This window comes from Streptomyces sp. NPDC058470 (genome assembly GCF_042721055.1).
Taxonomy (GTDB): domain Bacteria; phylum Actinomycetota; class Actinomycetes; order Streptomycetales; family Streptomycetaceae; genus Streptomyces.
This window is the reverse complement of sequence record NZ_JBHXMF010000001.1, coordinates 234,108-251,006: the sequence shown is the minus strand read 5'-3', so window position 1 is coordinate 251,006 and position 16,899 is coordinate 234,108. Positions and strand designations below refer to the sequence as shown.

The 16,899-nt window shown below is 69.9% G+C and carries 15 protein-coding genes; 7 read left to right on the top strand and 8 right to left on the bottom strand.

Annotated elements, in window-relative coordinates:
• The first annotated feature begins 5 nt into the window (after positions 1-5).
• A complete protein-coding gene (locus tag ACFWP7_RS01125; protein WP_384373953.1) occupies positions 6-1,070 on the top strand; it encodes a hypothetical protein in 1,065 nt (354 codons plus the stop codon).
• Between the two features lie 106 nt (positions 1,071-1,176).
• Here ACFWP7_RS01125 and ACFWP7_RS01120 read toward each other — a convergent pair whose 3' ends face one another.
• From ACFWP7_RS01120 to ACFWP7_RS01100, 5 genes are all read right to left on the bottom strand, one after another.
• Entirely contained in the window at positions 1,177-2,334 is a 1,158-nt protein-coding gene (locus tag ACFWP7_RS01120; RefSeq protein WP_384373950.1) for a serine hydrolase domain-containing protein, read from the bottom strand.
• Between the two features lie 90 nt (positions 2,335-2,424).
• Entirely contained in the window at positions 2,425-4,206 is a 1,782-nt protein-coding gene (locus ACFWP7_RS01115; RefSeq protein ID WP_384373947.1) for a TIGR03767 family metallophosphoesterase, read from the bottom strand.
• Between the two features lie 323 nt (positions 4,207-4,529).
• On the bottom strand, positions 4,530-4,979 hold the full coding sequence (locus ACFWP7_RS01110) for an NUDIX hydrolase (RefSeq protein WP_384373944.1): 450 nt from the start codon (positions 4,977-4,979) through the stop codon (positions 4,530-4,532).
• Between the two features lie 9 nt (positions 4,980-4,988).
• A complete protein-coding gene (locus tag ACFWP7_RS01105) occupies positions 4,989-5,843 on the bottom strand; it encodes a pyridoxamine 5'-phosphate oxidase family protein (protein ID WP_384374132.1) in 855 nt (284 codons plus the stop codon).
• A gap of 54 nt (positions 5,844-5,897) precedes the next feature.
• Entirely contained in the window at positions 5,898-6,341 is a 444-nt protein-coding gene (locus ACFWP7_RS01100; RefSeq protein WP_384373941.1) for a VOC family protein, read from the bottom strand.
• Positions 6,342-6,471: 130 nt separating this feature from the next.
• Here ACFWP7_RS01100 and ACFWP7_RS01095 point away from each other — a divergent pair, with 130 nt between their 5' ends.
• Both ACFWP7_RS01095 and ACFWP7_RS01090 read left to right on the top strand, forming a co-directional pair.
• Entirely contained in the window at positions 6,472-7,011 is a 540-nt protein-coding gene (locus ACFWP7_RS01095) for a CGNR zinc finger domain-containing protein (RefSeq protein WP_384373938.1), read from the top strand.
• A gap of 211 nt (positions 7,012-7,222) precedes the next feature.
• The gene (locus ACFWP7_RS01090) at positions 7,223-10,531 is read left to right on the top strand and encodes a S8 family serine peptidase (RefSeq protein ID WP_384373936.1); all 3,309 of its coding nucleotides are present in this window, start codon (positions 7,223-7,225) and stop codon (positions 10,529-10,531) included.
• Positions 10,532-10,618: 87 nt separating this feature from the next.
• On the opposite strand, the gene ACFWP7_RS01085 is transcribed toward ACFWP7_RS01090, so the two are convergent.
• Both ACFWP7_RS01085 and ACFWP7_RS01080 read right to left on the bottom strand, forming a co-directional pair.
• On the bottom strand, positions 10,619-11,347 hold the full coding sequence (locus ACFWP7_RS01085) for a hypothetical protein (RefSeq protein WP_384373933.1): 729 nt from the start codon (positions 11,345-11,347) through the stop codon (positions 10,619-10,621).
• 1 nt (position 11,348) lies between these two features.
• Entirely contained in the window at positions 11,349-11,888 is a 540-nt protein-coding gene (locus ACFWP7_RS01080) for a sigma-70 family RNA polymerase sigma factor (protein ID WP_384373930.1), read from the bottom strand.
• Between the two features lie 235 nt (positions 11,889-12,123).
• Here ACFWP7_RS01080 and ACFWP7_RS01075 point away from each other — a divergent pair, with 235 nt between their 5' ends.
• Positions 12,124-13,140, top strand: a complete 1,017-nt coding sequence (locus ACFWP7_RS01075; protein WP_384373927.1) for an aspartate-semialdehyde dehydrogenase — start codon at positions 12,124-12,126, stop codon at positions 13,138-13,140.
• A 76-nt stretch (positions 13,141-13,216) separates the two neighbouring features.
• Here ACFWP7_RS01075 and ACFWP7_RS01070 read toward each other — a convergent pair whose 3' ends face one another.
• A complete protein-coding gene (locus tag ACFWP7_RS01070; protein ID WP_384373924.1) occupies positions 13,217-14,107 on the bottom strand; it encodes a ScbA/BarX family gamma-butyrolactone biosynthesis protein in 891 nt (296 codons plus the stop codon).
• 278 nt (positions 14,108-14,385) lie between these two features.
• Here ACFWP7_RS01070 and ACFWP7_RS01065 point away from each other — a divergent pair, with 278 nt between their 5' ends.
• The 3 genes from ACFWP7_RS01065 (at position 14,386) to ACFWP7_RS01055 (ending at position 16,863) form a co-directional block, all read left to right on the top strand.
• The gene (locus ACFWP7_RS01065; RefSeq protein WP_384373921.1) at positions 14,386-15,015 is read left to right on the top strand and encodes a ScbR family autoregulator-binding transcription factor; all 630 of its coding nucleotides are present in this window, start codon (positions 14,386-14,388) and stop codon (positions 15,013-15,015) included.
• A 193-nt stretch (positions 15,016-15,208) separates the two neighbouring features.
• Positions 15,209-15,958 (top strand): HAD family phosphatase, encoded by a 750-nt coding sequence (locus ACFWP7_RS01060; protein ID WP_384373918.1) that lies wholly within the window; start codon positions 15,209-15,211, stop codon positions 15,956-15,958.
• 134 nt (positions 15,959-16,092) lie between these two features.
• Positions 16,093-16,863, top strand: coding sequence for an SDR family NAD(P)-dependent oxidoreductase (locus tag ACFWP7_RS01055; protein WP_384373915.1), 771 nt, complete (start codon positions 16,093-16,095; stop codon positions 16,861-16,863).
• Positions 16,864-16,899 lie beyond the last annotated feature (36 nt).

The following is a 16,899-nucleotide window of genomic DNA, read 5'->3' as shown; positions in this document are numbered from 1 at the left end:
GGTTCATGAACCACAACACCCCGCTCTCCCGCACCCCCCACTCCCCCCGCCCCCTCCGTCACCTGTCCCACGTACAGCGGCGCGTGCTGACCACCGCGCAGCTGCGGGCGCACGGTGTGAGCGCCGCCGAGACGAACGAGCAGTGCCGGCCCGGCGGCCCCTGGCAGCAGTTCCTCCCGGGCGTCTTCCTTCTCCACGCCGGACCGCCCACCTCCGAGGAGCGGCTGCACGCGGTCCTGATGTTCGCCGCCCGCTCCCCCGTCCAGCCGGCGCCCGCGATCCCCGTCCAGCCGGGAGCCGAGGCGCCGCACGCCTCCCAGCCCTACACGGACGCCCTCGTCACCGGCCTGGCGGCGCTCACCCTGCACGGCTTCACGTCGGCTCCCCCGCTGCCCTCCCTCGACAAGATCGACGTCCTGGTGCCCCGCCTGCGCCGCCTCCGCTCCACGGGCTGCGCCCGCATCGTCCGTACGCCGTCCCTGCCGGCCCCGTCGTACGTCACCGGCGTCCCGGTCGCCCCCGTCCCCCGCGCCCTCGCCGACGCCGTCGCGGAGCTGTCGGACGCGAACGCCGTACGCCGTCTGCTGACGGAGGCGGTACGCGGCGGACACTGCGAACCGGCCGCGGTCGTACGGGAGTTGACCCAGGCCAAGCTGCTCTCGCGCCCCCATGTGGTGGACGCGGTGGACTCGCTCCTCGCGGAGGGCCGCTCGATCGCGGAGGACCGGCTGTACCGGATGGTCGAGGAGTTCGGCCTGCCCGACCCGGTCTGGAACGTGGACCTCCGTCTCCCCGGCGGCCCCCACCTCGGCGGTCTCGACGCCTACTGGCCGGAGCAGGCGGTGGCCGTCGAGCTCGACACCCGCGCCCCCCGCCAGGACGAGGACGCCCTCTGGTCGGAGTACGCCCGCAAACGCGAGCACCTGGAGCGCCTCGGCATCACCGTCGTCCACATCACCCCCAAGAAGCTGCGCGACACGATGGAGCAACAGGCGACGGTCGTCCGCACGGCGCTGATGGCGTCGAACGACCGCGATCCGGCGGCCTATGTCGTGGTGCTGCCACGGTAGTGACGGACCGCGGCCGCATCAGGAGGGGAGAGGAGGGACCGCCGGGGTGCCGGGGGTCCCTCCTCACATGCAGTGCAGCAAGGTGGCAGCTTGAGTTCGTTCAGGGCTACTTGTCGCAGTACTCTCCCTCGATCAGCGGCACGACGTCTCCCGACCAGTCGCCGTTGAAGTTGAAGGAGAGGGCGTGGCTGCCGTCGGGGGTTGTCAGGGCGACGGAGGACGAGCCGTGGATACCTCCGTCGTGGCCCCAGAGTTCGACTCCGCAGCTGAGTTCCAGGCCGACGATGCCGAGGCCGTAGCCGGTGTTCGTGCTCTCGTCGATCAGAATGGTGGTCTTCATCTCCTTGAGCTGCTGCGGCGGGAGGAGCTTGCCGCGGAGGAGGGCCGTGTAGAAGCGGTTCAGGTCGGAGGAGTTGGAGATCAACTCGCCCGCGGCGGAGGCCAGGGAGGGGTTGAGCTCCGTGACGTCGTACGTGGGTCCTGTCGTCGTCTCGGCCAGCTTTCCGTAGGCGCGGCTGCTCGGCTGGGGCATCTTGGGGTTCGTGCCCGGGAGGAGCGTGGCGTGCAGGCCCAGGGGCTTGATGATGCGGTCGGTGATCTCCGAGCCGTAGGAGTTGCCGGTGACCTGCTTGATCACCATGCCGGCCAGGACGTAGTTCGTGTTGGAGTAGTTCCACGATGTGCCCGGGGCGAAGTCCGGCTTGTGGGTCATGGCGATCGCGACCAGCTGGGCCGGGGTCAAGGTGTCGTAGCGGTGCTCGAAGAAGCCGTCCTTCAGGAAGTACATACGGGCGAAGTCCTCGTCGTCCGTGTAGTTGCTGATACCGCTGGTGTGGTTGAGGAGTTGGCGGATCGTGATCAGGCGTCCGTCGTGGCCGTTGCCGCGCACCACGCCCGGAAGCCACTCCTCCACCTTGTCGTCCAGCGACAGCTGCCCCTCCGCCTCCAGTTGGAGCAGGACGGTGGAGACGAAGGTCTTGGTGATGCTGCCCACGCGGTATCGGTCGGCCGTGCTGCGGGGCTCCTTCGTCTTCAGGTTGCCCACACCTGACGTGGCGGACCAGGTGCCGTTCTTGTCCTTCACCGCAGCTGTGACGCCCGGTACGCCGTCCTTCACGACGGCGTCCATGGCCGCACGGGTGGCTCTGTGGTCGCCCCTGGCGGGAGCGGCCGCCACCGCGGGTCCGGCCAGGGCCGCCGCCAGCGCCAGCGCGGTCGCCGCCACCAGTCCCGTACGCAGTGGCGTGTGATGCATGTCGTTCATGGGGTCCCCGTTCATCGACGAACTCGGTCGGGAAGGGGGACCCAGTGGGTGAGCGCGGAGGTTGCCCGGGGCAGGCGGGTTGAGCGGGATTCAGCCCTTCTTGAGGACCAGCTCCGTGTTGCGGTCGCGCGAGGTGCCCGCCAGGTTGGTGCCGGCGCCGGGCGCGTTGAAGGAGATCTCGCGGTAGAGGGCGGCAAGGCCCGTCTGGGTGAGGTCGGTGAAGTCCGTGGCCTGCGGGGCGGCGGCCTCGATGAGGGTGGTGAAGAGGGAGATCGTGCCGTCCTTGTTGTCCACCAGTTCGATGATCCTGGCGAGTTGGGGGAAGTCGACGTGCGAGGCGGTGGAGATCTCCCAGAAGGAGCGGCCGCCGGGCGCGGAGTGCGGGGTGATGGCGTTGCGGTGGATGTGGCCGTTCACCCAGGCCAGGACGTTGGCGTGACCGGCGAGCGTGGCGAGGACGTCGTCGCCGCCGTGACGCTTCTCGTCCGGGCGGGCCGGGTCGCGGAGGGTGTTGCTCATCGACCCGCTGGTGTGGTGGCTGAAGACGACCGCGTACGAGTCCTTGTTGTCGCCGAGCGTCCTGTCGAGCCACTTCAACTGGGCCGACCCGAGGGAACCCAGGTAGTGGCCGCCCGGGTCGGTGGTGTCGAGGCTGATGCCGATGACGTCGTCGGAGATGCGGAAGGAGTAGTACTGGGTGCCCGCGGCGAGGTTCGCCGACGAGTAGCCGTGTCCGACCGGACCGACGCCCGCGTACGCCGGATCGAGGTGCGTCTTCAGATAGTCGGCCGGGGTGAAGGGGGCACGCTTCTCGTCCGGGGTGACCGAGCGCAGGTCACGCGCGTGCGCCTGGAGGAACTCCCGGTACCGCACACCCTTGGGGTCCGTGGCGTTCCTGATGGCGTCCTGGAGGGACCTGCACTGCGCCGCCGACGCGTTCATCAGCTTCTTGCCGCCGACGGCGAAGTCGGCGAGGAAGGGGTCGCTGTGGGAGGCGTAGCAGCCGAGCGGCAGGGAGTCGTGGTTGCCGACCGTGGAGTACCAGGGGAGGTTGAGGCCGGGGCTCTGCAGTTCGGCGGTCGCGGCCTTCAGGAAGCCGTCGAGGTGCGGGAAGCCGCGCTGCTTGTCGGCGTCGCGGATGCTGGAGTCGGGCTGCCAGTACTGCGTCAGGCCGCTGTTCTGGACGCCCTCGTAGGCACGCGGATCACCGCTGTTGGGGGTGATCCGGCCACCGCTCATCACCTTCATGAACCATTCCAGCTCGGACTTGGCGTTGTTGTCCGTGTTGTCGCCGGTGGTCATCGCGAAGTGCAGCGGGGAGCCGGTGACGGGGGCTCCCGGCAGTGAGTTGACCCGCTCGACGAGCGAGACCGCGCCCTGCACGGAGAGGATCTCGTGCGGTCGCCAGGCGTGGACGTCGGCCGAGCGCACGAACTCCAGGCGCAGCGGGTGCTGGGTGTCCATCAGGTGCAGGTCGGTGAGCTGCACGAACGCGGCGAGCGCGGTACGCCGTTCCGCCCGGCCCGACTTGGCCGAGGCGAGCTCGCTGCGCACGACCCGCTTCCAGCCGGGGCCGTCGCCGAGCCGCCGGTATCCGGTGGAGCTGTTGCGCGGGGTGGCGACGCTGCTCAGGGTGGTGCCGCGCTCGTAGGGGTCCAGCCGGTCGATGGGAGCTCGGCGGGACACCGCGACCGGCGCCTCGGTCGCGTCGGCGGCGGCCACACCGGTGGAGGCCGCCGTCGCGGCGTGCGCGTCGGGGCCGGGCCGCAGGGCGATACCGATCCCCGCGGAGAGGGTCACCGCGCCGGTGGCTGCCAGCAGGGTGCGGCGGTTGAGGTCGGATGCAGCGGCGACAGAGCGTATGCGCGGCATGGCGCGGTCTCCCCGTTTGCGAACGCGTCGACAGTGGTCGCGGGAGGCTCGCCTCGCGAACTCCCCGCTCATACTGGATCGTTGGCACCGGGGATGACCTGCGCGTTAACTGTGCCACAACGGGCAACGCCGATCATCATACGTGGATCTTGGACCACCCCGTGCACCCATGGGCGTCCATGGAGCCCACCTCGAACGGCCTGGAGGTGGTCACTCCGTGTTCATCTTGCGGGGTAACACGGATGTGGGCGAGCGGTCATGGACGAGCGGTCGCGAGCAAGCTGGCGCGGATGAGCGGTCATGGACGAGCGGTCGCGGATGAGCTACTTCGCCACGCGCCCCACCGCCGGACGCTCCCGCCACAACGTGAGCCCGATATCGACCAGTCCGATCCGGTTCAGCCCGGATACGGCGTCCAGTGGGTGCCAGGCCGCGAGATCGGTCGAGCCGTTCGCCTCGGGGCGCAGTTCGCCGCCGGTGATCCGCCCCTCGTAGACGAGCCGCAGGGCGTGATGGTCGGCGATGACCCCGAGGCGGCGCGGAATCTGTCGCCGGAACGAGTCCACGCCGAGCAGCCCGGTGGCCTCGAAGACGTACCCCGTCTCCTCTTCGACCTCGCGGACGACCGTGTCGTACGGGTCCTCCCCGTGGTCCATGCCGCCGCCGGGCAGCATCCACTCGGGCGTGCCGTCGTCGTCCCGGCCGCGGGCGAGCAGCAGCTCCCCGTCCCTGACACATATGGCGTAGGCCGCCACCCTCAACTCCTCGCGCACTCCGTGACGTTAACGCGCCAGGTCTGGATTGGCAGGCGAATACTCAGGCGCGGACCAGGTCAGCGGGCTGGCGGCGGGCGTCTCGACGACCTCGTCGACGAGGAAGCGGACCGTACGCTCACCGTCGCGGCCGAACTCGGTGCGCGCCGTGCCGGTGAGCTGGAGTACCGACCCCGACACCCAGTCCAGGAAGAGCAGCCCGGCCCGCGGGTCGACCGTCAGGTTGCCGAGGCTCAGGAACATGGCGTTGCCGGGATAGTCGGGCCAGCTCAACTCGCGGGGTGAGGTGGCGCGCACGAAGCCGGGGTTGCCGCCCCGATGGCTGGCGTCGGCGCCGTGCTCATGGACGGTGGCGAGGAAGAAGGTGTCGGAGGACTCGACGAACTCCCGCTGCCCCGGGGTGAGTTCGGGGCCGCGCAGAGCCGTCGCGGAAGCACGGTCGACCGTCTCGTACGACTCCCTGCGCTGGAGGTACTTCGGGCAGTTGGAGAAGACCTGGTCGGCCACGATCGCGAGGCCGCGGGGTGTGGGGCGCGCCCTGCCGTTGAGGCGCATACGGCGGCGGGCGCGCGGGTCGAGCGCGATGGTGCCGACCGGGGTGTTCGGTGCGGCGAGCGCGGTCGTGAGCGGGTCGCCCGCACGGACTCCACCCACCACCGAGATCTGGTGAGGAGCCGTGGTCCGGACGAATCCGGGCTCGCCGGTGAGCAGCGAGGCCCATACGGCGCCGCTCCCCGGGTCCGCGGCGCCGAGAACCAGCATCGGCTGCTGCTCCAGGAAAGCCGCGGCCACCGGCCGGATGCCCTGCCCGACGGCCCGGTCCATGTGGTCGGCGGCCTCGCGGACGCCGACCCGGTCCTGCATGGCGCGTGATCCGGGGTGATACGTCACGGCACATCCCTCTCGTGGAAGTAACCTCTAGAAGAAACCGCAGGTCGGAGCGGCCTCGGACGGTGCCGACGCCCCCTCGGCGCCACTCTCCGCGTAGATCTCCAGGCGGATGCCGTCGGGGTCGTGGAAGAAGATGCCGCCGGAGGTCCCGCCCTCGTGGTGGGCGACCACACCCTCGTACGCGAACTCCACGCCGTACTCGCGCAGAGCCGTCTCGTACGTCCTCACCTGATCGATCGAGTCCACTTCCAGCGCGAGGTGGTGCAGGCCGGCGCGGCCGGTGTCGTGCGAGCCCTGCGCCTGCTGCCACAGCGTGAGGACAAGGCCGCTGTCGCCTCCCAGGAACGCGTACCGCCGGTCCTCCTCCTTGCCCTCGCCCATCACTCCGAAGCCCAGCACGTCGCGGTAGAAGCCGAGTGAGCGATCGAGATCCGTGACGTTCAGACCGATGTGGCCGGTGCGCGGAGTCATGACAGTCCCCTCTGTCGTTGGGCAGGCCCCCCAAAGAACCTAACCCCTATAATGGAGATTAGAGGTTAGACTCACAGAACGCAACCGGTCACCTACCCTTGAGCGGTTAGCAGTGAAGGGAGCTTCCGCCATGTCCGCCGCCCGTGACCCGCGCCCGCTCGCCGGGGAGCCGGTCTCACTCGACCTGCTCAACACCCGTTGGATGCATGAAGGGACCATGCGGGATCTGCTGACGGACACCGACGGGCTGGCGGTGTGGCTGGCGGCCAACCGGCTCGACTTCCCGGCGAGCGGGGCCGTCCTGCGGCACACACTCCAGGCGCGGGACGCCCTGACAGCCGTCGTCGACGGATCCCTCGCCGAGGGTGCCGCCGGCCTCGACGCCGTCCTCGCGCACGGGCGGGTGCGGCTCACGCTGACCGCTCAGGGGCAGGGCGAGAGCCCCGAGTTCAGCGACCCGTCCTGGGGGCCGGCCTGGCTCGCCGCGCGCGACTACCTGGAGCTGCTGCGCAGCGCCCCCGACCGGATCCGCGGATGCGCGCACGAGTCGTGCATCCTGCACTTCTTCGACACCTCACGGAACGGCACCCGGCGCTGGTGCTCGATGGCGGGGTGCGGAAACCGCGCGAAGGCTTCACGCCATTACGCGCGTCACACGAAGGGCGACTGAAAAGGGGCAAGTCGCCGCCTTTCGGGATTCATCCCCCTCGGTACACAGGGGGTTTTCCCCACACCCCCATATCGATTCGGTCAACTCTCCCTAAACATCCTTCCCATGAGTAAAGCTGAGCGATCATCCGGGATCACCTCCCGGACGTCCGCGGCCGAAACAGATCGGCCCCGGTCGCTCCACGCTCGCTCCTTTACCTACAGGGATGCTGATGACCCCCGACTCTCAGCGCGCTCCGATATCGGGCGCGAGACGCGTGGCCCGGATAGCCGTGGCCGCGGGACTGGTGGCCGCGCTTTCCGCGGCCGGGCCGATACCCATGGCCTTCTCCGCTGGAACCGACACTCCGGTCGCGGACCCCGTCGTCAAGTCCGCGAGCGAGAAGCTCGGTTCGGACGACGCGGACCTCCTCGCCGACGCCAAGGCGGCCGGCGACAAGAACGTCACGATGATGATCGCCACTGCTCCCGGCCAGACCGAGCAGGTCGCCGGCCAGCTGGACGCGGTGAAGGGCGGCTCGGTAGGCGAGACCTACGACGAGCTCGGCTATGTCCGCGCCACCGTCCCGACGGCCAAGGCCGACTCCGCCATCGAGGCCGCGACGAAGCTGAGCTCCGTGCACGGGATCGACCTGCGCCAGGAGATCGCGCTCGACGATCCGACGCCGAGCGCCGACACCGCCAAGACCTCGGGCAACGTCTCGACGGCGGCCACCTACCCGGCCCCCTCCAAGACCACGCCCGCCGAGAACCCGTACAACCCGTCCTTCGAGACGGGCGCCGTCGACTTCGTGAAGACGAACCCGAAGGCGGACGGCCGGGGCATCACCATCGGCATCCTCGACTCCGGTGTCGACCTCGGGCACCCGGCGCTGCAGAAGACCACCACCGGCGAGCGCAAGATCGTCGACTGGGTCACCGCGACCGACCCGATCCTGGACAGCGACGCGACCTGGCGCCCGCAGATCACCCCGGTCTCCGGGCCCACCTTCACCTACAGCGGCAAGACCTGGACGGCGCCCGCGGGCTCGTACCAGGTCAGCCTCTTCCGGGAGTCCTCGACCGCGGGCGGCGACGCCGCGGGCGACGCGAACCGGGACGGCGACACCACCGACACGTGGGGCCTCCTGTACGACGCGGCGGCCGGCACGGTCCGCGTCGACCTGAACAACAACGGCGACTTCAGCGACGACACGCCGCTGAAGCCGTACAAGGACGGCTACCAGATCGGCTACTTCGGTACGGACAACCCGTCCACCGACGTCGTCGAGCGCCAGCCCTTCGTCGTGGAGATCCGCAAGGATGTCCCGATGGACCCGTACGGCGGGTCCTGGGTCGGCAAGAAGGCCGACTTCGTCAACATCGGCGTCATCGAGTCCGAGCACGGCACGCACGTGGCGGGCATCACCGCCGCGAACGGCCTGTTCGGCGGCAAGATGAACGGCGAGGCCCCCGGAGCGAAGATCGTCTCCTCGCGCGCCTGCACCTGGACCGGTGGCTGCACCAACATCGCGCTCACCGAGGGCATGATCGACCTCGTCGCCAACCGTGGCGTCGACATCGTCAACATGTCGATCGGCGGTCTGCCCGCGCTGAACGACGGCAACAACGCGCGCGCCGAGCTCTACACGCGCCTCATCGACACCTACGGCGTCCAGCTGGTGATCTCCGCGGGCAACTCCGGCCCCGGTGCCAACACCATCGGCGACCCCGGCCTGGCCGACAAGGTCATCTCGGTCGCCGCGTCCATCTCCAAGGAGACCTGGGCCGCCAACTACGGCTCACAGGTGGCGAAGGACTACGCGCTGCTGCCCTTCTCCTCGCGCGGACCGCGTGAGGACGGCGGCTTCACGCCGACGCTCACCGCGCCCGGCGCCGCGATCAACACCACGCAGACCTGGCTGCCCGGCAGCCCGGTCGCCGAGGCGGGCTATACGCTGCCGGCCGGTTACTCGATGCTGCAGGGTACGTCGATGGCGTCCCCGCAGGCCGCGGGCGCCTCGGCGCTGCTGCTGAGCGCCGCCAAGCAGAAGGGCATCGCCCTCACCCCGGCGACCCTGCGCACGGCGCTGACCTCAACCGCCGATCACATCAAGGGTGTTCAGGCGTACGAGGAGGGTGCGGGCCTCATCAACATCGTGGACGCGTGGAGCTCCATCAAGGACGGCGCGACCGCCCACGACTACACGGTGAAGGCGCCGGTCGACACCGCGATCGACTACGCGCTGGCGACCCCGGGCTTCGGTACGGGTCTGTACGACCGTGAGGGCGGCCTCAAGGCGGGCCAGAAGAAGACGTACGACGTCACCATCACGCGTACGTCCGGCGCCGACAAGGCGCTCACCCACGAGCTGTACTTCGAGAACAACACCGCCGGCACCTTCAAGATCGTCGGTTCCGACGTGGTGAAGCTGCCGCTGAACCAGCCGGTGACCGTCAAGGTCCAGGCCGCGCCGAAGTCGGCCGGTCTCAAGAGCGCGATCCTTGAGGTCGACGACCCGAAGACCGAGGGCGTCGACAAGCAGATCCTGTCGACGGTCGTCGTCTCCGCGCCGGTCGACTACACCTACGCGGCGTCGGGTTCGGTGCAGCGCAACAGCAGCACGTCGTACTTCGTCACCGTCCCCGAGGGCGCCAAGTCCCTCGAGGTCGCGATCAGCGGGCTGAAGGCGACGAGCCAGACGCGCTTCATCGCGATCCACCCGTACGGCGTTCCGGTCGACAACACCAGCACCCCGTACTGCTACAACAACTACCTCGACGGCAACGGCTGCAAGCCCGACGTGCGTTCGTACGCGGACCCGCAGGCCGGCGTCTGGGAGATCGAGGTCGAGTCGCGCCGTACGTCGCCGCTGCTCGACAACCCGTACAAGCTCGACGTCTCCGTGCTCGGCGTGGCCTTCGACCCGGCCGTCGTCACCGTCCCCGAGGCCAAGGTCGGCACCCCGGCCCCCGCCTCCTGGACGGTGCAGAACAACTACGCCGCGCTCGACGGCACCCTGAAGGGCGGCCCGCTCGGCTCCTCGCTGACCACGCGGCCGACCATCGCGGATGCCGAGACGCAGACGACGACGGTCGAGGTGCCCGCGGGCGCCGCGTCCCTCGACGTCGCCATCGGCAATGTCTCGGACCAGGCGGCCGACCTCGACCTGACGGTGTACGACGCCGCCGGGAACGTCGTCGGTCAGTCCGCCGACGGCGACTCCGAGGAGGCCGTCTCGGTCGCCTCGCCCGCCGCCGGTACGTACACCGTCGAGGTCGTGGGCTACGCGATCCCGTCCGGCTCGACCGCGTACGACTACCAGGACGTGTTCTTCTCGTCCGCGCTCGGCACGGTCAACGTCGACGAGTCCACTCCGGTGAAGCTCGCCACCGGCGCCTCGGCCGAGGTGTCCGCATCGGTCACCGCCGCGGCCGCGGCGCCCGAGGGACGCGAGTTCTTCGGCCAGGTGCAGCTGGTGAACGCCCGCGGCACGGTCGCGGGCCTCGGCAGCGTGAAGATCGAGAAGGTCACTCCGTAGCTTCTACGGTTCTGGGGCGGGCGTCCGGTTTCGGGCGCCCGCCCTTTCTCATGCGCCCGCAGGCGCAGTCGAGTCTCCTGCGCCCGGTCATTCGCAGGCGAGGTCGCCGAGTTCGCGGGAGTCGGGCAGCGCGTCGAGGATCCAGGTCCGTTCCTGGGCGATCTCCTGCTCACTCGTCGACCAGGTGTCGGGCGAGGCCTCGCCCCGCGCGATGCCCACCAGGACGTGGTCGCCCTTGTGGAGCCCGGGCTCGATGTCCTCGTCCATCAGGAAGGTGATCTGGTCCTTCCCCTTGTCCGGCTTGTAGTAGCGGCTCACGTCGAGCGTGATGCGGTCCTGGGCGGTGCCGGGGAGCGGCTCGACCTGCGCGACCGTACCCTCGACGATGAGGCGGGAGCAGGCGATGTAGCCCGGGGCGCTCAGCTTGGATCCCCCACTGGTGTCGTCCTGAGCACCGGCGGCCTTGTCCGCGCTCGACGACCCTGCGTCGCCCACGCCCTGCCCGGCCTGCACCACGAGCCAGCCCATGCCCGCCATCAGGCCGGCGGCGCACGTGACGGCGAGGGCGCCGAAGGCGATCCTCAGGGGGCGTCGTCTCCTGGGAGAGCGTACGTGCACCGGCTTGACCACCGTGGCCGTCTTCGCGCCGTCCGCCAGTGCGTCGCCGATGAGCGTCAACTGCTCGCGCAACAGCGCCACATCGGCGAGCGCCGACCCGTGCTCCGCCATGAACTCGGCGTCGTCCTGGGCTCCTTCGGGCAGCGGTTCGTCCGTGATCGCGGCCAGGAGCGCGTCGACACCTTCGTACTCGGCCACGTCACACCACCTCGTCCTCGTGCAGGCGGGCGCGCAGGGCCCGTACCGCCGTGTGCAGCCTGCTCTTGACCGTGCCCTCCGGGATGCCGAGTTCCTCGGCTATGCCTCGGACGGGCAGGTCGGCGTAGAAACGCAGGACGAGGACCTGCCGCTGGGAGTCGGGCAGTTCGTCCAGGCCCCGGGCGACGGCGAGCGAGAGCACGTTGGAGTCCTCGTCGGAGGAGTGCTCCGGCTGCCGCAGCGAGGCCAGGCGTTCGCCTATCCGCTCCTGGCGGCGCTTGGCCCGGTGCCAGTCCATCGCCAGGTTGGAGGCGACGACCGCCGCCCACGCGGACACGTCACGCGGCGCCTCGTCCCCCTTCGCCGCGCGCTCCAGCAACCGTAGGCGGACCTGCTGTACCCCGTCCGGCAGGTCCGCCTGCGGTACTCCGCCGAGTGCGAGCACCGCACGCACCCGCCGTTCCTGCGCCGCGTCCAGGGGATCGTCCACCTCGTGGCCGCCCCCCTGGCCGCGACGGGTCTTTCTGCGCAGCACAGCCACCCCTCCCCTCCCGCGTTTCCCCTACGACGCCGGGGCGGGCGGAAACGTTCGCCGGATCCGGCGTTCTTTTTTCCGGGTTTCCTTCCGGCGCCCTCCTTGGAGAGGTACGTCACACCGGTCCGGACCCGGCGTCCCACTCCTCGGGCGACCGGGCGAAAGAATTGGACACGCGGGCACCGGTCGGACGCATCATGGAAGCGCCGGACCACGTCATACGCAAGCAAAGGGAGTCGCCGTGAGGGTCGGAATCGTCGGAGCCACCGGTCAGGTCGGCACAGTCATGCGCAGGATCCTGGTCGAGCGGGACTTTCCGGTCGACGAGCTGCGCCTGTTCGCCTCGGCCCGCTCGGCCGGGTCGGTCCTCGACGGTGTGACGGTCGAGGACGCCGCCACGGCGGACTACTCGGGCCTGGACATCGTGCTGTTCTCGGCGGGCGGCGCGACCTCGAAGGCGCTGGCCGAGAAGGTCGCCTCGCAGGGCGCCGTCGTGATCGACAACTCCTCGGCCTGGCGCAGGGACCCGGACGTACCCCTCGTGGTCTCCGAGGTGAACCCGCACGCGATCGCCGACCGCCCCAAGGGCATCATCGCGAACCCGAACTGCACGACGATGGCCGCGATGCCGGTCCTGAAGCCGCTGCACGCGGAGGCGGGCCTCGAAGCGCTCGTCGTCGCCACCTACCAGGCGGTCTCCGGTTCCGGCGTCGCGGGCGTGGCCGAACTGCACGGCCAGGCCCTCAAGGTCGTCGCGGAGGCCGACAAGCTGGCCCATGACGGTGATGCGGTCGACTTCCCCGAGCCGCAGGTCTACAAGCGGCCCATCGCCTTCAACGTGCTCCCCTTCGCCGGTTCGCTCGTCGACGACGGTCTGAACGAGACCGACGAGGAGCAGAAGCTCCGCAACGAATCCCGCAAGATCCTGGAGATCCCCGCCCTCAAGGTCTCCGGCACCTGTGTCCGCGTCCCGGTCTTCTCCGGGCACTCCCTCCAGGTGAACGCCCGCTTCGCGCGTCCGCTGAGCCCGGAGCGCGCCACGGAACTGCTGGCCGGCGCCCCCGGCGTCGCCCTGTCCGACATCCCCACCCCCCTCCAGGCTGCCGGCAAGGACGCCTCGTACGTCGGCCGTATCCGCGCCGACGAGACCGTCGACCACGGCATCGCCCTCTTCCTCTCCAACGACAACCTCCGCAAGGGCGCGGCCCTGAACGCGGTGCAGATCGCGGAGCTGGTGGCGGCGGAGCTGCGGGGCTGACTCCTCCGTCGAAGGGGCGGCCCCCGTTTTGCGGTGGCCGCCCCCTCTCATGCGTCCCGTGCGGCGCGCAGGCGGCTTACAGGTCGAGCGCCGACTCCAGGGTGACGTCCGCGGAGAAGAGGCGCAGACCGTTCTGCTCCAGGGTCACCAGGACCCGTCGGCGGCCCTGCCCGTCGGAGGGCAGCGGGTCCGTCCGGACCAGGCAGGGCGTGTCGAACTCGGCGTAGCGGATGAACTCGGTGTCCATCGCGGCGACGGTCGTCGGGCGGGCGCTCGTGGCGTGGGCCGCCTGGCGGGCGGCTTCCAGCAGGAGCATGCCCGGGGCGTGGTCGACCGGGTGGTCGAAGAGCACCGGGTGCGTCGGGTCCACCCGCAGCCACCATCGGAGGGACGTGTCGGTGGCGGAGAGCACCACGTCCTCGGACCGGTCCCTGCCCACCAGTTTCGGGTCGACGGCGGGGCCGGGCGGCAGCGCCCGCTCCTGGGCGTGGGCGACGTCGGCGTACGGGCCGCGCAGACGCTGGTACACGGCGGGCAGCTGGTTGTTGAAGCGGGTGTGCGCGGTGCCCAGCCGCTGGCCGCCCAGCGCGATGTCCACCGCCATGGTGAGCGCGGCCAGCCGTGTGCCCCGGCGGACGATGTCCGTGCAGGCTATGCGCAGTTCGAGCTCGGCGGTCGCCCTGGTGGCCACCAGGGCGACCGAGTTCAGTTCGAAGCGCAGCCGCTCCCATGCCTGCCGGTGGCCGAACGGTACGCCGTAGGCGACGTGTGACAGCAGCGGCACCGCCTGGCGCACGGACTCGGCCACCAGGAGCGGGTCGTGGAGCCCGTGGAGCGGGCGGTAGAAGGGGTGTTCGCTCGGCCATCGCGCGCCGAGGACGAAGGAGTCGGCGCCACGGGCGCGCCAGGAAGAGAGCAGTACCTCTGCTCCGTTCGCCTTGTGCACATGGCTTTGCAGTACAACCATGACGGGCGCACCGGGCCCGGCAGACGCGGCTGTTCTGACATGTTCTCGCTGAAGTACTCCGGACATACTGAATCCCCCAGTACAGAGGCCGAAGAGCTGTTGACCCACAACAACATAAAGAGCGTTCTGTTTTTCAAGACCAAGGGACAGTAAAGAATTCTTGTGTGTGCGGTAAATGATCGTGAAGGTTTCCCACGTTCCTCCTGTCCGGAGGGTTGCCAGCCCGGGCTCGGCCATCGATAACATAAGGAGCGTTCTACTTTCTGGAGGTACAGCCGATGGCCGGTGCGAAGCAGGAGCGTGCAGTACAGACCCGGGAGTCGCTCCTGCTGGCGGCCGCGGAGGTCTTCGACGAGTTCGGCTACGCGGGAGCGAGCATCAACCGCATCCTCAAGCGCGCCAGGCTCACCGCCGGAGCCCTCTACTTCCACTTCGACTCCAAGGAGGACCTGGCGCGGGCCGTGATGAACAGTCAGCCCGACACCATCGTCCCGCGGCTGGAGTCGAGGGGCCTGCAACGGCTCGTGGACATCACGCTCACGTGGGCCCATCAACTCCAGGTGGATCCGATGCTGCGGGCGGGCGTCCGGCTGACCAACGAGCAGGCCTCCTTCGGACTGCAGGACGCCACCCCGTACCAGGAGTGGGCGGAAATCATGTCCGCCTGCCTGCGCGACGCCCACGAGCGTGGGGAACTCCAGGCCGGGGTGCAGCCCAGCGAGGTCGGCGAGTTCGTCGTCGAGGCGTGTACGGGCATGCAGATGTACTCGGCCGTGGCCAGTGGCCGCGCCGACCTGCCGGAGCGCACCACGAGGATGTGGCGGCTGCTCCTGCCCGGCATCGCGGTCCCGTCGATCGTCGCCCGCACGGAAGTGAGCCCGGAGCGCGTACGGACGCCGGTGGGCTGAGGCCGACGCCTGCCGGCACCGCCGAAGCGGGCGGTGCCGGCCATGACGTACGACCGGGCGCGGGTCGTGCCACGTGTGGTACGACCTGTGTTTCGCGCACCGCGGCAATGGCGCCGCCCCCTTTCGGCTCACTCATCCCGCCGGAGGCGCCCGTCCAGTGCCCGCGGTCGCTCCGGCCGTTCACGGAGGTTCCATGTCCCACGCTCTCGAACATCTGCGGCTGGCCGCGCTCAACATCGACGGAGTGCTGCTGAACGACACGTTCAGCCCGGTGATCCACCACTTCATCGTGAGCCGGGGCGGCCGGTACACCGCTGAGCTGGAGCGCTCGGTCTTCTCGCAGCCGCAGCACATCGCGGGGCAGAACATGGCCCGGGCGGTGCCCGGCGAGCTGACCGGCCCCGAGGCGCTGGCGGCGTACTTCGAGGAACGCGACGCCTATGTCGCCCGCCACCCCGTCGCCATGACGGACGGCGCGATCGCGCTGGTGGAGCGGTTGCGGTCGCTGGGGCTGCGCACGGTCTGCTACGGCGGACTGTCCGCCGCGCACTTCGAGCGGTTCCTCGGCGACCACGCGGGCCTGTTCGACGGCCCCGGCTACGTCTGCACCAACGACTTCAGGCCCGGCATCCACGAGATCACCACCGAGGTCTTCGGCGTGCGCCACGACGAGGCTCTCTTCGTCGACGACGTCGCCCGGGTCGCCGAGGCCGCCAGGGGGCTCGGGGCGGCGTTCATCGGCCACCCGACCGACTTCGTCCACAGCCACCAGCCCCGGCTCATGCGGGAGGCGGGTGCGCGGTACCTGGTGGACTCCCTGGACGCGATCGACGAGCCGTTGCTGCGGGCCGTCGACGCGGAGGTCGCCCGCGGTACGTTCTGGGCGTCGGAGAACGACGCGCGCGTGGGCTCGCGGGTCCTGACGACCGGTCCGGTCAAGTAGCCGGTCCTGTCACGTAGTCCAGCCCAGCCAGGTACTTCGGTCCGGTCGAGTACTTCGGTCCAGTCAAAGAGTTCGGCCCGGTCAAATGGTTTGGTCCGGTCGAGTGGTTCTGTCACGGGGGAGAACACAGCGCGATGAGCGATGGACAGCAGATGTTGAGAGACCGAGTGGCGATGATCACCGGTGCCTCCAGCGGTATAGGGGCGGCGGCCGCACGGCTGTTCGCCGAGGAGGGCGCGGCGGTCGTGCTGATGGCCCGGCGCGGGGAGCGGCTGAACGCCCTGGCCGCGGATATCGCCGCGGCCGGCGGGCGGGCCCTCGCGGTGTCCGGCGACGTGGCGTCGGACGAGGACGCCGAACGTGCCGTACAGGCGGCGCTCACGGAGTTCGGACGGCTCGACTGTGCCTTCAACAACGCCGGGTTCGCCACTGCGGGGACCCCGCTGCACGAGACGGGCGGCGACGTCTACGAGCGCACCATGGACGTCAACGTGCGCGGAGTGTGGAACTGCCTGCACCACCAGATACCCGCGATGCTGAAGCAGGGCGGCGGGGCGATCGTGAACACCTCCAGCGTCGCGGGGCTCAGAGCCACCGGTGCCTCGGCCGCGTACGTGGCCGCCAAGCACGCCGTCATCGGCCTGACGCGGGCCACCGCCGCCGAGTACGGGGAGCAGGGCATCCGCGTCAACGCCCTTGTCGTGGGCAGCACGCGCACGGAGATGATGGAGCAGGTGCTCGATGAGTCGCCGGAACTCGAGGAGCGCTTCGCGGCGGAAGCCATCCAGAAGCGCATGGCCGCGCCGACCGAGGTGGCACAGGCGGCGGTCTGGCTGTGCAGCGACCGCTCGTCCTTCGTGACCGGCGCGGCGATGCCGGTGGACGGCGGCGCGACGGCGGCCTGATCCGCCCGATCCCGCACAACGGACCACGGCCGCACA

What these genes read in the sequence shown, in the direction of transcription:
- ACFWP7_RS01125 (WP_384373953.1), top strand. Translation starts at nt 6, where the DNA reads ATGAACCACAACACCCCGCTCTCCCGCACCCCCCACTCCCCCCGCCCC.
- ACFWP7_RS01120 (WP_384373950.1), bottom strand. Translation starts at nt 2,334, where the DNA reads ATGAACGACATGCATCACACGCCACTGCGTACGGGACTGGTGGCGGCG.
- ACFWP7_RS01115 (WP_384373947.1), bottom strand. Translation starts at nt 4,206, where the DNA reads ATGCCGCGCATACGCTCTGTCGCCGCTGCATCCGACCTCAACCGCCGC.
- ACFWP7_RS01105 (WP_384374132.1), bottom strand. Translation starts at nt 5,843, where the DNA reads ATGCAGGACCGGGTCGGCGTCCGCGAGGCCGCCGACCACATGGACCGG.
- ACFWP7_RS01100 (WP_384373941.1), bottom strand. Translation starts at nt 6,341, where the DNA reads ATGACTCCGCGCACCGGCCACATCGGTCTGAACGTCACGGATCTCGAT.
- ACFWP7_RS01095 (WP_384373938.1), top strand. Translation starts at nt 6,472, where the DNA reads ATGTCCGCCGCCCGTGACCCGCGCCCGCTCGCCGGGGAGCCGGTCTCA.
- ACFWP7_RS01090 (WP_384373936.1), top strand. Translation starts at nt 7,223, where the DNA reads ATGACCCCCGACTCTCAGCGCGCTCCGATATCGGGCGCGAGACGCGTG.
- ACFWP7_RS01070 (WP_384373924.1), bottom strand. Translation starts at nt 14,107, where the DNA reads ATGGTTGTACTGCAAAGCCATGTGCACAAGGCGAACGGAGCAGAGGTA.
- ACFWP7_RS01065 (WP_384373921.1), top strand. Translation starts at nt 14,386, where the DNA reads ATGGCCGGTGCGAAGCAGGAGCGTGCAGTACAGACCCGGGAGTCGCTC.
- ACFWP7_RS01060 (WP_384373918.1), top strand. Translation starts at nt 15,209, where the DNA reads ATGTCCCACGCTCTCGAACATCTGCGGCTGGCCGCGCTCAACATCGAC.
- ACFWP7_RS01055 (WP_384373915.1), top strand. Translation starts at nt 16,093, where the DNA reads ATGAGCGATGGACAGCAGATGTTGAGAGACCGAGTGGCGATGATCACC.